The following is a 16,631-nucleotide window of genomic DNA, read 5'->3' as shown; positions in this document are numbered from 1 at the left end:
ATGACTCCACAACTAACTGATAAATATATGGTTACAATAGCAGAACGACTCACATCCGCCTACGCTAGAATTGCCAGCGCGGCTAAAAATGCTAAACGTAGTAGCGACGCTATTACGCTGCTAGCTGTATCAAAAACAAAACCAAGCGACGATATTATTGCTGCCTACGAGCATGGCCAGCGCCAATTTGGTGAGTCTTATGTTCAAGAGGCTGTAGATAAAATAGCTCAACTACACACATTTAGCGACATCATTTGGCATTTCATTGGCCCTATTCAATCAAATAAAAGCGCCCTTGTTGCTGCACATTTTGATTGGGTACAAAGCGTAGATAGAATAAAAATAGCTAAGCGTTTAAACAGTCAACGTCCAGAAAACCTAGCGCCTTTAAATGTGCTTATTCAAGTAAATATAAGCGCCGAGGAGGCAAAGTCGGGCTGCAGCGTAGAGCAAATCCCCGAACTAGCTGAGTTTATTGACCAATGTGAGCAACTCACTTTGCGTGGTTTAATGGCTATTCCGGCTAAAAGCGACGATCCGAGTGAGCAAAGTCAATCTTTTGAGCAATTACAAACTTGCTTTGATAAACTAAAGGCCCAATATCCTCATATAGATACGTTGTCGATGGGGATGAGCAATGATGTTGAAGCCGCCGTTAGCGCAGGTTCAACCATGGTGAGGATCGGCACAGATATTTTTGGAACTCGAACTTAAAAGGTGATAACAGACATATGTCAGATAAAACAATCGCATTTATAGGCACAGGTAACATGAGCTACGCCATTATTGGTGGCATGGTAAAAAACGGTTTTAATGCAAACAACATCATTGCTACAAACCGCAACCAAGAAAAGCTTGCCAAGGTAGCAGACGATTTCAAGGTGAAAACCACCAGCGACAATAACGAAGCCTTACGCGATGCTGATGTCATTGTATTGTCTGTTAAACCACAAATGATGGGCGATTTATGTAAATCGTTTCAAGAATCGGGTATCGACTTTAGTGATAAACTGTTTATTTCGGTAGCGGCTGGCTTAACCGTTAAGCGTTTACGCGAAATGCTTGGCCAAAACGTTAAAATGGTACGTTGTATGCCAAACACGCCATCGCTACTAGGGCGTGGTGTATCGGGTTTATTTGGCGCAGATGAAACAGCCGAAGAGCACGACTTTGTACAACAAGTGTTTGAGTGCACAGGTATTGTTGTGTGGGTAGAGCAAGAGTCGCAAATTAACGATGTCATTGCTGTGACAGGCTCATCGCCCGCTTACTTTTTCTTATTTATGGAAGCCATTGAAGAAAAAGCGAAAGCACTTGGCTTTAACGATGAAGATGCGCGCCGCTTAGTACAGCAAACTGCGCTGGGTGCAGCCGAAATGGCATTGAGCCAACCAGAGATAAGCATTTCGCAATTACGCGCTAATGTAACTTCTAAAGGCGGCACCACCCATGCTGCGGTTGAGCATTTAAAAGGCGAAGGCCTAGTGCAAACAGTTAGCGATGCAATGGATGCGTGTATTGCGCGTGCAATGCAAATGGAAAAAGAACTTTAAAATTACTTTTTATTGAAGGTTACACTATGAATGCCATGCAATTTTTGATCAGTACCCTGTTTGATTTGTTTTTAATGGTGGTACTACTGCGTTTTTGGCTACAGTGGGCAAAAGCCGACTTTTACAACCCAATGAGCCAATTTGTGGTTAAAGCAACGTCGTTTGCAGTTAACCCGTTACGTAAAATTATACCCGGGTTAGGTGGGCTTGATTTAGCCTCTCTATTGCTGGCATTTATTGTAGCCGTTGCCAAAATTAGTACTTTAATGCTGGTGATATACGGCGCATGGGCTGCGCAACCTGTGTTTATACAAGCACTTATTACCGTACTTAAAGAAGGCTTAAACCTTGTATTTTGGGTATTGATTATTCGCGCTATTTTAAGCTGGGTAAGTCAAGGTTATAACCCAATAGAAGCGGTTTTCCATCAGCTTACTGAGCCAATGCTCAAGCCACTTCGTAAAATTATTCCACCAATGGGTGGCTTAGATTTATCGGTGCTTGTACTAATTATTGGTATTCAGTTTTTACAAATGCTGCTAATGGACTTTTTAGCCTAAATTTTTTGTTATAAGCAAAAGAGGCCCTTTGGCCTCTTTTTTATATAGGACATCATAATGAACCGTTTAATTAAGTTTTGCTTTATTAGTTTTTTAGCCTTTGCTTTTAATGCCCACAGTGAAGACATGCAAGGCGCACAGTACAAAGAGCTGGGCCCTTGGCAAGTGCATTACATTGCTTTTCCATCTACCTTTATTCAGCCGCAAATAGCTAAAACATATGGCCTTGAGCGTAGTGGTTATAAAGGCATTGTTAATATTTCAGTACTGAAAAACAATAGCGATAAAACCGCGCAAACCGCTCAGCTCAGCGGCACCGCAAAAAACCTACTCGGCAATAAGCAAGCCCTTACTTTTAAAGAAGTAAAAGAAGGTGAATCAATTTATTACCTTGCGCAAGTAGACTACACCAACGAAGAGATTTTACGTTTTGAGATAAACATCCAGCAAGGTAGTCAGTCTCAAAAACTCACGTTTCAGCAAAAATTTTACGTAGATTAAAAACATGACCAAAACATTAGTGCTTGCCACAGGCAACCCTGGCAAAGTTAACGAGCTGGCCAATATGCTTAGCCCGCTTAATATAAATGTGCTTCCGCAAAGCGATTTTAACGTAGGCGAAGTGGCCGAAACCGGCACCACCTTTGTAGAGAACGCGATAATTAAAGCCCGCCATGCTGCTAAAATTACCGGCATGCCAGCCATTGCAGATGACTCAGGCTTAGAGGTAGATGGCTTAAATGGTGCGCCGGGTGTGTACTCAGCTCGTTTTGCCGGTGAAAGCGCCAGCGATCAAGACAACATAGATAAACTACTTAACGAATTAGCCGATAACCCAAATCGTAAAGCCCGCTTTTGGTGTGTGCTTGTATTAATGCGCCACGCCGATGACCCTACCCCACTTATTTGCAGCGCAAGCTGGGAAGGCGAAATTACACAAACCCAAAATGGCGAAGGCGGCTTTGGTTACGACCCAGTATTTTTTGTTAAAGAGCAAAACTGTACCAGCGCCGAGCTCACCAAAGCGCAAAAAAATGCAGTGAGTCATCGCGGCCAAGCACTTAAAAAGTTATTACTAGAGCTACAAAGCAAAGGCGGCCTGTGAACCTTCCACCACTGAGCTTATATGTGCACGTACCTTGGTGCGTGCAAAAATGCCCCTATTGCGATTTTAATAGCCATGGGCAAAAAGGCGACATTCCTGAAGCTGAATATGTTCAGCATTTAATTGACGACTTAAAAGCCGATTTACACTTGGTGCAAGGGCGTAAAATTCACAGTATATTTATTGGCGGCGGTACACCAAGCTTATTAACTGGCGATGCATATACCCGCTTGTTAAACGAAGTCGATAACCTAATTGGCCTAAGCGACAACTGCGAAATAACCCTTGAGGCTAATCCTGGTACCGTAGAAACCGGACGCTTTAAAGAGTACGTTAAAGCGGGTATTAACCGTATTTCTATTGGCGTGCAAAGCATGCAAAACGACAAGTTAAAAGCACTTGGCCGTATTCATGGTGCCGATGAAGCGCACTACGCTGCAGAGCAAGCTAAGCAAGCCGGGTTAAATAGCTTTAACCTTGATTTAATGCATGGCTTACCGGGGCAAAGCCTTGACGATGCACTGAGCGATTTAAAAAAAATAATTGCTTTAAATCCGCCACATATATCTTGGTATCAGCTCACTATTGAACCTAATACACAATTTGCATCCAAGCCGCCAACTTTGCCACAAGATGAAACCCTATGGGATATTCAAGAGCAAGGCCAAGCACTACTTGCTCAAGCCGGTTACATACAATACGAAATATCGGGCTATGCAAAGCCAGGCTTTCAATGCCAACATAACTTGAATTATTGGCGTTTTGGCGATTATCTCGGTATTGGCTGTGGCGCTCATGGTAAGGTGACTGATGCAAAAATCGGCATTATTACCCGTACTGAAAAAATTAAGCATCCGCGCGGTTACATGGATATGCTTAAGCCGTACTTGTATAAAAGCTGGCAAGTAGAGCAAGAAGATTTAGCCTTTGAATTTTTTATGAATCGCTTTCGCTTAGTCGAGCCTTGCCCTATTGATGATTACAGTGCGCTGACTAATCAGCCATTGCAAAGCCAACAAACAGCGTTAGCTAAAGCAATAAATGCAGGTTTGTTAATACAAGAAAGCGGCCATTGGCAAGTTAGCCTCAAAGGGCATCGTTTTTTAAATGACCTGCTAGAATTGTTCGTGTAGTGGTTTTAACCACGCGCGATAAACATAAAATACAAGCAAATAAATATAATACACCCTAATGGGTTTCTAACAACAAAGGGAAAACAATGCGTAAACTTACCTTTATTGCAGCAGCCGTGAGCGTTGCTATTTTAGCCGGCTGCCAGCAGGCACCACAACAAACAACCCCGGCGCCTGCAGTGCAAGCGCAACCTGTGCAAAGCGAAATCGACAAAGCGAATGCGTTTTTTGAAGATACCTTTAACCGCGATGTAATGAGCAGCCCGGTTTATCAAACTTACATGGGTATTAAAAAAGATTACGATAAATGGGATGACGGCAGCGAAGAGCAAAAACTAAAAGACCTTGCGCAAGCAAAAGAAGACTTAGTTACTTTAAATGCTATTAACCGCGACCTGCTTGATGATGCCACTAAAGTAAGTTACGACTTAAAAAAACAAGACCTAGAAAGCTCGATTGCTGATTTTAAATGGCGTTACCATAACTACCCGGTTAACCAAATGTTTGGTACGCACTCTATGATGCCTGCGTTTTTAATAAACCAACATTCAATTAGTAATGTTAAAGAAGCTAAAGATTATATTGCGCGTTTAAACGGTGTACCGACTGTATTTGATCAGCTAATTACTGATTTAGAAACCCGTGCTGATAAAGGCATTATTGCGCCTAAATTTGTGTTCCCACATGTTATAGATTCGAGCAAAAACATCATTCATGGTGCGCCGTTTGAAAAAGGTGAAGACTCAACACTATTAGCCGATTTTAAACGTAAAGTAAGCGCTCTTGAAATTAACCAAAATGAAAAAGATGCCTTAATTAGCGAGGCAACTGATGCATTAAAATCAGCAGTTAAGCCTTCTTACTCTAAGTTAATTAATTACTTAGCACAGTTAGAAAAACGTGCAGATAACCGCGATGGCGCATGGAAACTGCCTGACGGCAAAGCGTTTTACAATAACGCACTTAAGCGCACCACAACAACTGACTTAACCGCTAAAGAAATTCATGCCATTGGCCTTGCTGAAGTAAAACGTATTCATGATGAAATGCGTGAAATTAAAGACAAAGTAGGCTTTAAAGGTGATTTAAAAGCGTTTATGCAGTTTATGAAAACGGATAAACAATTTTATTATGCCAATGACGAGCAAGGTAAACAGCGTTATTTAGATGAAGCCACTGGCCTAATTGATACTATGAAAACTCGTCTAGATGAGTTATTTATTGTTAAGCCAAAGGCTGATCTTAAAGTTAAAGCCGTTGAAGCATTCCGCGAAAAAGCAGCAGGTAAAGCATTTTACCAACAACCTGCGCCAGATGGCTCACGCCCTGGTATTTACTACGCAAACCTTTACGACATGGAAGCAATGCCAACGTACCAAATGGAAGCATTAGCATACCATGAGGGTATTCCGGGTCACCACATGCAAATTGCTATTTCACAAGAGCTTGAAGGTGTACCTAAGTTTCGTAAGTTTGGTGGCTACACCGCTTACATTGAAGGTTGGGGCTTATACTCAGAGTACATTCCTAAAGAAATGGGCCTTTACTCAGACCCATACTCAGACTTTGGCCGCCTTTCTATGGAATTATGGCGTGCGTGTCGCTTAGTCGTTGATACCGGTATTCATGCAATGAAATGGACTCGCCAAGAAGGTATTGATTACTACGTAAATAATACGCCTAACGCCACATCTGACGGTGTTAAAATGGTTGAGCGTCACATTGTAATGCCATCGCAAGCGACAGCTTATAAAGTGGGTATGCTTAAAATTTTAGAGCTGCGTGAAGATGCTAAAAAGCAACTAGGCGATAAGTTTGATATTCGTCAGTTCCACGACGTTATACTTAAAAATGGCCCTGTACCACTTAACGTACTAGAGAACTTTGTAAACGAGTGGGTAGCAAGTAAAAAAGCTTAATACTTGGTTATAAATAGAAAAAGGTCGCTGATGCGGCCTTTTTTGTTTTATAGTAATAAAAACGCTCAGAGGTAGGGTTAAGAATGGATTTAAGCATACAATTACTTAATGCGCGCATTGCTAAGCATCAGCTAGACGAGCTCGATAACGACTTTAAACAGTTAAGCCCGGCTCAGCAAACATTACAGCTAAACCACCTTTACGAAAGTGCTTTGCGGATGAGTATTAAATACGACTTTATGCAAAATGTGGCAACACGTATTTTAACAACCAACACCCCACCAGCACCTTTTATAAACCAATTAACAACAACTGATGCATTAACGTTTTTTACACCTGCATTAAAAGAAAATAACGGCTTTTTAGCACAAGACAGCCAAGGAAATAATGTACTGCACAATGTATTTAAACACGCCAATGCTCAAAAGCTGGCGTTTAACTATGTGCGCTCATTAATGCTATTTGAATCTAACGATAATTTAGTAAAAGCCCTTGCACAAACAAATGCTCGCGGCCTTACCCCTGTTGCCTGTTATATCGCCTATGCTGATAAACCTAGCACACCAATAAAGCATGAATTTTCAGCATTATTAGCGCTTATGGAAATAGAGCAAAAACAAAATCCAACCGCTAAACAGCAACTGGCAAATATATTAAAAGGCGCTGATATAAACGAAACCAGTATTTTACTTAGCGCTGCTTACCTACAGCGCTCAACCGCGCAAATTGCCCACTTAGTTAGAGCAATTTAGTCACTTAAGTAATATTCAACACTGGTGACCACCCTCACCTTTTTGATATGTGGCGTGTTTGAATCGCGATTGCTAATGCTAAATTGCCCTTGGCGAGCGGATTTTATTTTACCCAGCGTTGAGTTCGAATCTTTAGCAAATTTGTTGGCAACTTCACGGGCTTTTTCTGTAGCCTCTTGCACCATGGCTGGTTTTATATCGTTAAGGCCGGTAAATAAATACTCAACTTTGGTTTCGTAACTATTTTGCACAATGGCAATGCCCTGTTTAGCTAATTGACTCACTTTACTCAGCGCATTTTGTACTTTGTCGGGCGCGTTCGAATAAACAATAATATTAGCGCGTACCAAGTAACGAAATTTTTGATTATCGTTAGCGTATTCACGGGCTTGCTTATCAATAATCGACTGGCTACCCGTGCTTATTTCGTCATCATCAAAGCCATGTAGCTTTAAAAATGCAATAACAGCATCGTTTTTTTGCTCAACCCGACTAACCAGTTTTTCTAAGTCGTTGTCTGCATCGCTGTATTGCAGCGGCCAAATTACCGTATCGGCGCTAACTTCACGCTCTGCTAACCCTTTAACCTGCACACTACGTTCCATGCTTTTTACATCTACTGCGGCACTTTTAATAATAAAGCCTAATAAAATTAAGCCTATACTTAGGCAAATTGCGGCTATAACGGTGTAAAAACCGGGTGTTTTATTCACAAAAAACTCCTTGATTGATATCAATAATAAGTATCTATGCGCTCGAAATAACACAGCAAACAGGGTACATTGAGACTATAAATAACGCAAAATATAATCAGCCAAGGATATGCCATGAGCTTAAAGCGCATCAGCCAATTTTTTAATCCGGCCTCGGTAGCCGTTATTGGCGCCTCGAATACCCCCACACGCGCGGGGTTTGTGGTTATGCGCAATTTATTGCAAGGTGGGTTTAAAGGGCCAATTATGCCCGTAACCCCTACCCATAGTGCGGTACACGGCGTGCTTGCCTACCCTGATATTGCCGCGCTGCCCAAAGTGCCCGACTTAGCCGTTATTTGTACTAATAAAAATACCTTACTGAGTATTATCGAGCAGCTAGGTGAGCTTGGCTGTAAAAGTGCAATTGTGATTGCCGATGGGCTCTCATTGAGCCAAAAAACAGCTTTAAAGCGCGCTGCAAATGCCCATCACGTTACTTTGCTTGGGCCTAATTGTTTAGGGCTGCTCATTCCGCATATTGGCCTTAATGCCAGCTTTTCCCACACAGTTGCAGCACCAGGGAAACTGGCATTTATATCGCAATCCGCAGCGGTGTGTTCCACTATTTTAGATTGGGCTAAAAATAAAGAAATTGGCTTTTCGTATTTTGTTTCGGTCGGTGATTGCCTAGATATCGATTTTGATGAGCTGCTCGATTTTTTAGGCCGCGATGCTAAAACCAAAGCGATTTTGCTCTACATAGATAATATTGAAGATATTCGCGGGTTTATATCGGCAGCACGGGCAGCGGCCTTTAGTAAGCCAGTTATTGCCATTAAAACGGGAAAAACCGGAGCAGGTGCACTGGCTGCTGAAATTCATACCGGTGGCAAGCAAAGTTCAGATGCAGTGTACGATGCGCTTTTTCAACGCGCCGGTATGCTGCGTGTTAGTGATCTGCGCGAACTTTTTGCAGCCACGCAAACACTTGCCATCCACCCTAAATTACTAAAAGTTGAGCAGTTAACCATTTTAACCAACGGCGGCGGCCCGGGGGTTATGGCGGTCGATGAGCTTATTTTAAATTCGGGCAAACTTACCCAGCTTAGTGAGCAAACACGATCCGCACTCAATAAAGTTATTCCGCAGTCGGATACTACATCTAACCCTGTCGATATTTTTGGCGACTCTGCTCCGGCGCGTTACAAGCAAGCATTAGAAATTTTACTTCGCGCCGAAGAAGTTAAAAACTTACTTATTATTCATACCCCTTCGGCACTGGCACCAAGTGAAGACTACGCCGATATGATAGTGCAAACCTTACAAAAAATACCAAAGATGGCGCGCCCTTATGTAATGACCAACTTTATGGGTGAAGATGCGGCTTATGCTGCGAGGCGTGTTTGCTCTAACCACACTATTCCAACCTATCGCACGCCTGAGGGTGCGGTTGGCGCATTTATGCATTTAGTTAGCTATCGTCGTAACCAAAAACATTTAACGCAAACACCCGAATCAAATACCGATGATGCAAAAATAAATAAATCAGCGGCCACTACGCTCATTAACGAATTTTTAGAAGAAGAGCAAAGCTACTTACCCACTCATCAAGCAAGCCAAATTCTTAGTCATTATGGTGTTGAGTGTATTCAAACAGAAGTAGCCTACACGCCCACAGAGGCGCGTGAGCAAGCAATTGAACTAGGTTTTCCGGTAGCGTTAAAGTTGATTAGCCCAAGTATTGCCTCAAAATCAGAAGTAGGGGGCGTGGTTCTTAACTTAAACGATGCAAACGAGGTTGAACAAACCGCCTTTGCCATGCTGATACGAATTAAAAACACCTATCCAGATGCTGTTATTGAAGGGTTTTCATTGCAAAAAATGGCGCCGCGCGCCGGCGCTAATGAACTGCGAATCGCCATTAAAACTGAGCCTAATTTTGGCCCTGTTATATTACTTGGTGAAGCGGGTAATGGGTTAGAGTATGCCCTAGCAGCCGTTGCTTTGCCGCCGCTTAATATGAACTTAGCTAAATACCTCATTGCAGCAGCAAACGATAAAGGCGTATTAAAAGATCGCATTTTGCCAGAAAAAGTCGATAAATATCGGTTGTGCGCCCTGCTCACACGTATATCTCAACTTGTTGTCGATCAGCCCGATATAAGTGCCATGGAACTTAATCCTATTTTAGCCAGCAACGGGCAATTTTTAGTGCTTGATGCCACTATTAGTGTTAATCGCTATCAGGCACGCAGCGATCGTAAACGTTTGTGTATTCGCCCTTACCCTATTGATCTTGTAGAAGAAGTAACCCTTAAAAATAATACGCGAGCTACATTAAGGCCTATTCGTCCAGAGGATGAAAAAGCCCACCAAGAGTTTGATCAATCACTCAATAAAGAAGATCGTTACAAACGCTTTTTTGGTGAGCTGCCCCAGTTTAACCACGATCAACTCGCAAAAATGACGCAAATAGATTACGACCGAGAAATGGCCTTTATTGTATGCCAGCGCTTTGAAGGTAAAAGCCGCACCCTAGGTGTAGCACGCGTTATTATGGACCCTGATAATTTACATGCTGAGTTTGCAACCGTGGTTCGCTCTGACTACCAAGGCTTAGGTCTTGGCAGGCTGCTTATGAGCGCTGCAATAAATCATTGTAAGCGCCAAGGCGTAGAAGTAATTGAAGGCATAACACTGCCTGAGAACACCGGCATGATTGAGCTTGCCCGTAAGTTAGGTTTCACAATTAGCCGCGATTTTGAAGAAGGCAGTATTAATATGCTGTTAAAGCTAAACACATGAGCAGTACAGCAAGACAAACGTTAGCGCAGGTATTTGAAGGGACTGGCGATTACCGCAAAGCGGGGCATATACTCGATACCGCGCTGATTGCTTTAATTATGCTTAACGTTATTGCCATTGTGTTGGAATCAGTACCGAGTATAAACAAAGTATATTACCCGCAGTTTTTACTATTAGAGGTTATTTCGGTGGCTATTTTTAGCCTTGAATACCTTGCAAGGCTTTGGGCCTGTGTTGATAAAAGCAAATACGCGGCTATAAAAGGTTCAAACGCAAAACGCCGGCTGCATTATTTTTTATCACCTTTGGCTCTTATCGATTTAATAGCCATTTTACCCAGCTTGCTAATGTTTGTGTTTCCTCTGGATTTGCGTTTTTTACGTGTATTAAGGCTGTTAAGAGTATTTAAACTTACTCGTTATTCACGTGCAATGCAGTTGTTATTACAAGCATTTAAAGACGAAGCGAGCTCGTTACTGGCCGCGTTTTTTATTATGTCGGTACTGCTAATACTTGCCTCCTGCGGTATTTATTTATTGGAGCACGATATTCAGCCAGATAAATTTGGCTCTATTCCTGCGGCTATGTGGTGGGCTATGGCGACCCTCACTACGGTTGGGTATGGTGATGTTGTACCGCTAACGCCACTTGGTAAACTATTTGGTGGCGTAGTCACTTTGGTGAGCATGGGAATGGTGGCAATTCCTACAGGCTTGCTTGCCTCTAGTTTTTCGGAGCAAATACGTAAACGCCGGCAATTTTTTGAAGATGCCGTACATGAGCAAATTCACCAAGGCAGTTTAGATGACTCACAGCGTTTGCACTTAGAGGAGCTGCGCTACAAACTAGGTTTAAGTAAGCTTGAGGCCAATAAAGCAATTAAAACGCAGCTTAATCAACGCAACAGCCATTTATTTTGCCGCCACTGTGGTAAACGCCAATAAGCTTATCTTTACTGGTTAAATATGTTGCCCCAATCTTGTTTGATCAGTGCGGGAACAGCTTCTTTAGGTACTGGCTTACTAAATAAATAGCCCTGAAAATGCTTACACCCTAACTGCTTTAAAAACTGCAGCTGTTGTTTGTTTTCAATGCCCTCAGCCACACACTCTTTACCTAAGCTATGAGCTAAGGTAAGCGTTGATTGAATAATGGCTTCATCATCCGAGTCCACGCCAATATCTTGCACAAAGCTTCTATCTATTTTTAGTACATCGATAGGAAAACGCTTTAAATACGTTAATGACGCATAGCCTGTTCCAAAGTCATCCATGTAGAGCTTACAGCCAAGCTTTTTCAGCATTTCCATACTGTGCAGCGCATGTTTAGAGTCACGCATTAAAATAGACTCGGTAATTTCAAACACTATGGCTTCTGAGGGCACATTAGCGTGGCTCAACGCTTTATGAATGTCGGTTACAAGCTCTTCGTATTCAAAATCAAGTGCTGAGAGGTTTATCGACAAGTACAGCTGAGGTGAAATCTCACGCCATTGTTTAAGGGCTTGCAACGCACGGGCAAAGGTTTGCAGCATAATTTTTGTTATTAACCCTATGCTCTCAGCCGCTAAAGAAAACTCTTGCGTGGGCACTAAAGTGTTTTCTGGCCAGCGTAACAACACTTCAAAACCTTCGGTTTTTTGAGTGTGCGCATTCACTATAGGCTGGTAGTAATTGCAAAACTCTTGCTCTTGATACGCTTTAGTTAGCAAAGACTCTAAATGCAGGGCTTTTTGTACATGCTGATTCATCTCCTGCTTGTAAAACTTATAACTGCTTTCGAGCGACTCTTTTGCATGGTACAAAGCTATACTGGCAGCTTTTAACAGCGCAGCATGATCTGCGGCGTCATCAGGCGCTATTGCTACACCAATACTTAAATTAACGTTTACCACCTGGCCATTAAATTCCATATTTTGGCTTACAGAATCTATTAATTTAGAGCAAATAAGCAATACTTCTTCAATTTGCTGCACATCTTCCACCAGCACCACAAATTCATCGCCACCAAAGCGCGCAACACTTGCAGAAGGACGCAAGGAGCGCTTAATACGCTTAGCCACTTGCTTTATTAGCTCATCAGCCGCTTCACGTCCAAATGAGTCGTTAAAGTATTTAAACCGCTTAATGTTTATGTGCAGCATAGCTACTTTACATTGATGATTTTGCGCTTGCTCAATCGCATGCTCAACCCTGTCGTTAAACAGCATACGGTTAGGCAAACCGGTTAATGAGTCATAGTTGGCTAAAATATGAAGCTCATTTTCAGCCAATTTTTGCGCATGAATGTCGGTTAAAATAATAACGTAGCTGCTTAAACGGTGTTCAGTGTCGGCCACTGCACTTATTTTTACTAACACATGGCGCTGCTCACCACTGGCTAGGGTGACTAAGTCTTCACAGGAAAAATGCTCACCCACATTCAGCTTTTGCATTATCCGTAAGTAGTCAAAACGATTACTTCGCGATATGCCTAAATTAAGGGCACGGCTAGAGCGTGGCTCACTAGGAAAGTTAAAGGCCGTTTGCAACGACTTGTTAGAGGCGCGAACCGTAAAGTTTTTATCAAGAATAAATACCCAATCGCGGGTTTGCTCAAACGCAGCGGTAAATAAACGGGCATGCTCTTCAAACACCATTTCGCGGGTCATATTGGTGTAAGTACCCGCTACTTTTTTAGGAAGTTGCCCGCTCCATTCCACCACTTTGCCAAAGTCTTTATACCAACGCCAATAGCCTTTAGCGTGGCGTAACCGATAAGTGCAATTAAAGTAGCCTTTATCGGTTGATAAAAATTCTAACCATTCTAATCTGAAAAGCGCTTTATCTTGCGGGTGAATTTTAGCTAGGTAGTCATCTAGGCTCACGCTTTCTTGATCATACCCCAGTTCATTACATAAGCGCGGCTGGTAAATACTACTCGATGTAGACTGCCAATCCCACATGCCCGACTCGCTGCCCTCTAAGGCTAGTTTTAATCGCGCTTCACTTTCTTTACTTTCCTTATTAGCGGCCAGTAATATGCGCTGAATTTTGTTGCGGCGCATTACCCAAAAAGCAATAAATGCGATAAACAAAACGCCATAAAGCACCATAAAATATGGCGCTCGCCACAGGGGATACTTAACACGAATTTTTAGCACTGCAGGCGGCGTGTACTCGCCGGTTAATGGATCTTTAGCCCATACTTTGAGCTGGTAATTACCTGGATTTAATTTAGGAAATAACACCCGATTATTATTACGGGTGTAGGTTTTTTGGCCGTTATCGAGCTGGTACTCATAAATTATGCGCTCTTGATAGCTAAACGCCATCGCCGAAAACGCCACCTCTAAACCGATATCATCATGGTTGAGGACTATTTCATTTAATGGCTGTTTTAAATCGATAGATAAGTCGCGCGACATTAAATCAACTCGCGTTATATTTACATGATCAATTAAAGAGTGGTAATTTTGATTTTCCATCGGATGAAAATATGTAATGCCCTTTAAGCTGCCATAGGCAATGCGCCCATCGCTTAAATGCGCCATGGCACTGCTGTTAAATTCAGCAGAAAGCAGCCCCTCAGATGTAGTAAACTGCTGAAAATGAAGTGTTTCTGGGTTTAGTCGCCATATGCCTTTATGGCTACTCATCCAAATCATGCCATTATCATCAAGCACCATGTCATAAAGTAAGGTACCTAACTTATTTTTTTCTAAGTCAATCGTGTGTACCAATTTGTAACTGGCTGCATCAAGCCCAATCAGGCCAAAATTAGATAGCGAAATCCATAAAATATTGTTGTTATCGACCACGTAAGAAAGCACATTAATAGCCACGTTATCGTGCTGTTTTGGCACTTTATAAATGGTGTTTAATGCTAATGTGGTTGGGTTTACCTGATATAAAATACCCGCATTAAAAAACAGGGGCATATCAGGCTTGGTTGCCAGCGCTGGCGAAAAACCATGCGCCAAAAACGGCTCTATTTTGCTAAAAGCCCCTTCTAACCGGGTGATCTGCTGAGTATCAATATTATATACAAACATACCGTGATCTGAGTGCACATAGTACAAATCACCGTTAGGCATTAAGGTTACGCCGTGTACCAAGCCTTCTATGTAGGCTCTATTGTTGGGGTTTGTTATTGTTGGCTCGTTAATTTGATGCGTTATGGGGTCAAACTCAAACAGCCCACGGTTTGTATGTAACCAAAGCTTTTGCTTATAAGGAATAATTTCATACACGCTAAATTCGGTAGTCAGTAAGTCTACTTTGTGGTTTTTTAAGTAAACTTGGCTAATGTTAGTGGCTAAATCAATTTCGGTTAAGCCATTATGCGTTGCCAGCCATAGGCTGTTGCCATACTCCGTAATGCCCCAAACCGAAGGATGAGAAAGGCCATCGCCACCCAGTTTACTACCATCTATATTGCTAAAGTGATAGGTATTATTAGACAGATAAAATGCACCATCGGTTTTAGTAGCGAGCCAATACCCTCCCGATTTATCTTTTACCATGTCTATCATACTGGTATCAGATAGGCTGTATTTACTTTGCGTAATCCGTGTGTTTTTTACCAACTCTTTACTATTTAAATCAAATTTAAAGAGCCCTTTATTAGTCGCCAGATCTAGCTTTTCGCCTTCGTTGATGATGCGCCATACATTTAAATCGGCAATAACGGCTTGGTTTTTAAATGCTATGTCGGGGCGTTCAAACATGCCTGGCAAGTCGCTAATATCAACTTGATACAAGCCTTTAACGGTGCCTACTAACAACTGATTATTTTCAATAACCGAAAACGATTTAACGTTGTTTTGATAAATATGCTCAGCTTTGCTTTTTAAATGCTGCAGCGGCCTAATTTGCTCAGAGGCGATATCAAATACAAACGCCCCATGGCTTGTGCCTATAAAAATATACCCATTGTAATGAAAAAGCTCTCTGACTAAGGTGTTTTCGTATTCTTTAGGCAGCTCAAATAGGCTGGTTATTTTACCTGTTTCAATATCTAATTTAGCAAAGTCGCGACCACGCCCAATCCATAAGGTTTTGTCATCAACCGCTACCATACTAAATACCGACTGGCTTAAAATTTGTTTTTCGCTGGTAGGTTGAGAAATAAATTGCTGGTAGGTGTCGGTACTTGGGTCGTATTTAAATAAGCCGGCAAGTAACGAGGCTATCCAAATATTGCCTGCGGGGTCTTGGTAAATACAATCAATTATGGCTTCTTCAAGCTCGCCATTAGGGCCATTAATTGAAACAACTTGGTAACCATCATAGCGGTTTAACCCCCCTTCGGTAGAGAGCCATAGGTAACCGTTATCATCAAGCAGCATAGTGTTCACATAGCTTTGCGACAGGCCTTCACTGGGGGATAAACGTTTAACCTGTGCGCCAACATGGCAACTAAATATAGCGATTAAAGCTATACAGCAACTAATGATCCAATGAACGCCTTTACTCATGGCTTGATCCGTTGTTTTTGTTATAGGTATTCGAGTGCGACTATATTTCGATGCGTATAAATATCAAAAAGTGCTTTTAAACCAGGAGTATATGTTAATACTTGGTTAAAACCAAGACTCGTATATAAAGCTGTAATATTTTTATAAGCAAAGGTGTAAAGCGGCATGCTTTGCTGTTTTATAGCGGCGCATACAAGTTGCTTTGCCAGCCCTTTTGCACGGTGCTGCGGGGCAACAAATACGGTCGATAAAAATAAAAAGTCGTGTTTATTTTGTATCCGACACGCCGCAACTATCTGCATTTCACTGTAAACAACCCAAACCTGATCTTGCTTATTAGCACGTCCTCTTACGCTATACAGTGCATAAAACTTATTAACTAATGGAATCTTAAGTGTGTCTAACTTTTGTACTGTGTACATATATTAGCTTAGCATTAACGCCAAATACTGCTCAAACTGTTGCTTTAAAAACGTTTGCTCTGCCACTGGGCGGCTATGAATCGTGTTATAAACTTGCTCACGTGTTTTTTTATTACGTTTAATTTGATAAGCCCAAAATGAGGCTTCGTAATCTAATTGAATCTGGTATTTTTGCTCTCGAGGTAAAGCACATAAATTAAAACTCACAACCACTCCTAAGTACGGTTAG

At 42.0% G+C, this 16,631-nt stretch carries 14 protein-coding genes; 10 read left to right on the top strand and 4 right to left on the bottom strand.

Translation table 11 applies throughout. The features are described 5' to 3' along the window. The 8 genes from VOI46_RS02645 to VOI46_RS02610 all read left to right on the top strand — a co-directional run bounded on the left by VOI46_RS02645 (position 1) and on the right by VOI46_RS02610 (position 7,022). Positions 1-714, top strand: coding sequence for a YggS family pyridoxal phosphate-dependent enzyme (locus VOI46_RS02645; RefSeq protein ID WP_004586839.1), 714 nt, complete (start codon positions 1-3; stop codon positions 712-714). 17 nt (positions 715-731) lie between these two features. Then, positions 732-1,553 (top strand): pyrroline-5-carboxylate reductase, encoded by an 822-nt coding sequence (gene proC, locus VOI46_RS02640; protein ID WP_004586838.1) that lies wholly within the window; start codon positions 732-734, stop codon positions 1,551-1,553. 26 nt (positions 1,554-1,579) lie between these two features. Further along, positions 1,580-2,113: a YggT family protein gene (locus tag VOI46_RS02635; protein ID WP_004586837.1), complete on the top strand. Its 534-nt coding sequence runs from the start codon at positions 1,580-1,582 to the stop codon at positions 2,111-2,113. 57 nt (positions 2,114-2,170) lie between these two features. After that, on the top strand, positions 2,171-2,614 hold the full coding sequence (locus VOI46_RS02630; RefSeq protein ID WP_004586836.1) for a DUF4426 domain-containing protein: 444 nt from the start codon (positions 2,171-2,173) through the stop codon (positions 2,612-2,614). 4 nt (positions 2,615-2,618) lie between these two features. Continuing rightward, positions 2,619-3,218 carry an XTP/dITP diphosphatase gene (locus VOI46_RS02625; protein ID WP_004586835.1) on the top strand — a complete coding sequence of 200 codons (600 nt, stop codon included), beginning with the start codon at positions 2,619-2,621 and terminating at the stop codon, positions 3,216-3,218. Next, positions 3,215-4,351: a radical SAM family heme chaperone HemW gene (gene hemW, locus VOI46_RS02620; RefSeq protein ID WP_004586834.1), complete on the top strand. Its 1,137-nt coding sequence runs from the start codon at positions 3,215-3,217 to the stop codon at positions 4,349-4,351. Before VOI46_RS02625 ends, hemW begins: the two co-directional genes overlap by 4 nt. 86 nt (positions 4,352-4,437) lie before the next feature. Beyond that, positions 4,438-6,270 (top strand): DUF885 domain-containing protein, encoded by a 1,833-nt coding sequence (locus tag VOI46_RS02615; RefSeq protein ID WP_004586833.1) that lies wholly within the window; start codon positions 4,438-4,440, stop codon positions 6,268-6,270. An 83-nt stretch (positions 6,271-6,353) separates the two neighbouring features. Next, a complete protein-coding gene (locus VOI46_RS02610; protein WP_004586832.1) occupies positions 6,354-7,022 on the top strand; it encodes a hypothetical protein in 669 nt (222 codons plus the stop codon). Here VOI46_RS02610 and VOI46_RS02605 read toward each other — a convergent pair. Continuing rightward, the gene (locus VOI46_RS02605; RefSeq protein ID WP_004586831.1) at positions 7,019-7,735 is read right to left on the bottom strand and encodes an SIMPL domain-containing protein; all 717 of its coding nucleotides are present in this window, start codon (positions 7,733-7,735) and stop codon (positions 7,019-7,021) included. The genes VOI46_RS02610 and VOI46_RS02605 overlap by 4 nt on opposite strands. A 114-nt stretch (positions 7,736-7,849) precedes the next feature. Here VOI46_RS02605 and VOI46_RS02600 point away from each other — a divergent pair, with 114 nt between their 5' ends. Both VOI46_RS02600 and VOI46_RS02595 read left to right on the top strand, forming a co-directional pair. After that, the gene (locus tag VOI46_RS02600) at positions 7,850-10,522 is read left to right on the top strand and encodes a bifunctional acetate--CoA ligase family protein/GNAT family N-acetyltransferase (protein WP_004586830.1); all 2,673 of its coding nucleotides are present in this window, start codon (positions 7,850-7,852) and stop codon (positions 10,520-10,522) included. After that, complete coding sequence (locus VOI46_RS02595; RefSeq protein WP_004586829.1) at positions 10,519-11,466, top strand: ion transporter; 948 nt, start codon at positions 10,519-10,521, stop codon at positions 11,464-11,466. The genes VOI46_RS02600 and VOI46_RS02595 overlap by 4 nt, the downstream gene beginning before the upstream one ends. An 8-nt stretch (positions 11,467-11,474) precedes the next feature. On the opposite strand, the gene VOI46_RS02590 is transcribed toward VOI46_RS02595, so the two are convergent. Genes VOI46_RS02590 through VOI46_RS02580 form a run of 3 tightly spaced genes read right to left on the bottom strand, consistent with a single transcriptional unit; the run spans position 11,475 to position 16,609 of the window. Next, positions 11,475-15,980 carry an EAL domain-containing protein gene (locus VOI46_RS02590; protein ID WP_004586828.1) on the bottom strand — a complete coding sequence of 1,502 codons (4,506 nt, stop codon included), beginning with the start codon at positions 15,978-15,980 and terminating at the stop codon, positions 11,475-11,477. Between the two features lie 20 nt (positions 15,981-16,000). Continuing rightward, positions 16,001-16,402, bottom strand: a complete 402-nt coding sequence (locus tag VOI46_RS02585; RefSeq protein WP_004586827.1) for a GNAT family N-acetyltransferase — start codon at positions 16,400-16,402, stop codon at positions 16,001-16,003. Positions 16,403-16,405: 3 nt separating this feature from the next. Continuing rightward, entirely contained in the window at positions 16,406-16,609 is a 204-nt protein-coding gene (locus VOI46_RS02580; protein ID WP_004586826.1) for a DUF3283 family protein, read from the bottom strand. Between the last annotated feature and the right edge of the window lie 22 nt (positions 16,610-16,631).

The sequence above is a fragment of the Pseudoalteromonas sp. CuT4-3 genome (assembly GCF_035666335.1).
GTDB lineage: Bacteria > Pseudomonadota > Gammaproteobacteria > Enterobacterales > Alteromonadaceae > Pseudoalteromonas > Pseudoalteromonas atlantica.
This window is presented reverse-complemented; position numbering and strand designations above follow the sequence as displayed.

Bases quoted from the DNA above. Each gene is read 5' to 3' on its own strand.
- VOI46_RS02590 (WP_004586828.1), bottom strand. From the start codon at position 15,980: ATGAGTAAAGGCGTTCATTGGATCATTAGTTGCTGTATAGCTTTAATC.
- VOI46_RS02600 (WP_004586830.1), top strand. From the start codon at position 7,850: ATGAGCTTAAAGCGCATCAGCCAATTTTTTAATCCGGCCTCGGTAGCC.
- VOI46_RS02595 (WP_004586829.1), top strand. From the start codon at position 10,519: ATGAGCAGTACAGCAAGACAAACGTTAGCGCAGGTATTTGAAGGGACT.
- VOI46_RS02610 (WP_004586832.1), top strand. From the start codon at position 6,354: ATGGATTTAAGCATACAATTACTTAATGCGCGCATTGCTAAGCATCAG.
- VOI46_RS02625 (WP_004586835.1), top strand. From the start codon at position 2,619: ATGACCAAAACATTAGTGCTTGCCACAGGCAACCCTGGCAAAGTTAAC.
- VOI46_RS02615 (WP_004586833.1), top strand. From the start codon at position 4,438: ATGCGTAAACTTACCTTTATTGCAGCAGCCGTGAGCGTTGCTATTTTA.
- VOI46_RS02645 (WP_004586839.1), top strand. From the start codon at position 1: ATGACTCCACAACTAACTGATAAATATATGGTTACAATAGCAGAACGA.
- VOI46_RS02635 (WP_004586837.1), top strand. From the start codon at position 1,580: ATGAATGCCATGCAATTTTTGATCAGTACCCTGTTTGATTTGTTTTTA.
- proC (WP_004586838.1), top strand. From the start codon at position 732: ATGTCAGATAAAACAATCGCATTTATAGGCACAGGTAACATGAGCTAC.
- VOI46_RS02585 (WP_004586827.1), bottom strand. From the start codon at position 16,402: ATGTACACAGTACAAAAGTTAGACACACTTAAGATTCCATTAGTTAAT.
- VOI46_RS02630 (WP_004586836.1), top strand. From the start codon at position 2,171: ATGAACCGTTTAATTAAGTTTTGCTTTATTAGTTTTTTAGCCTTTGCT.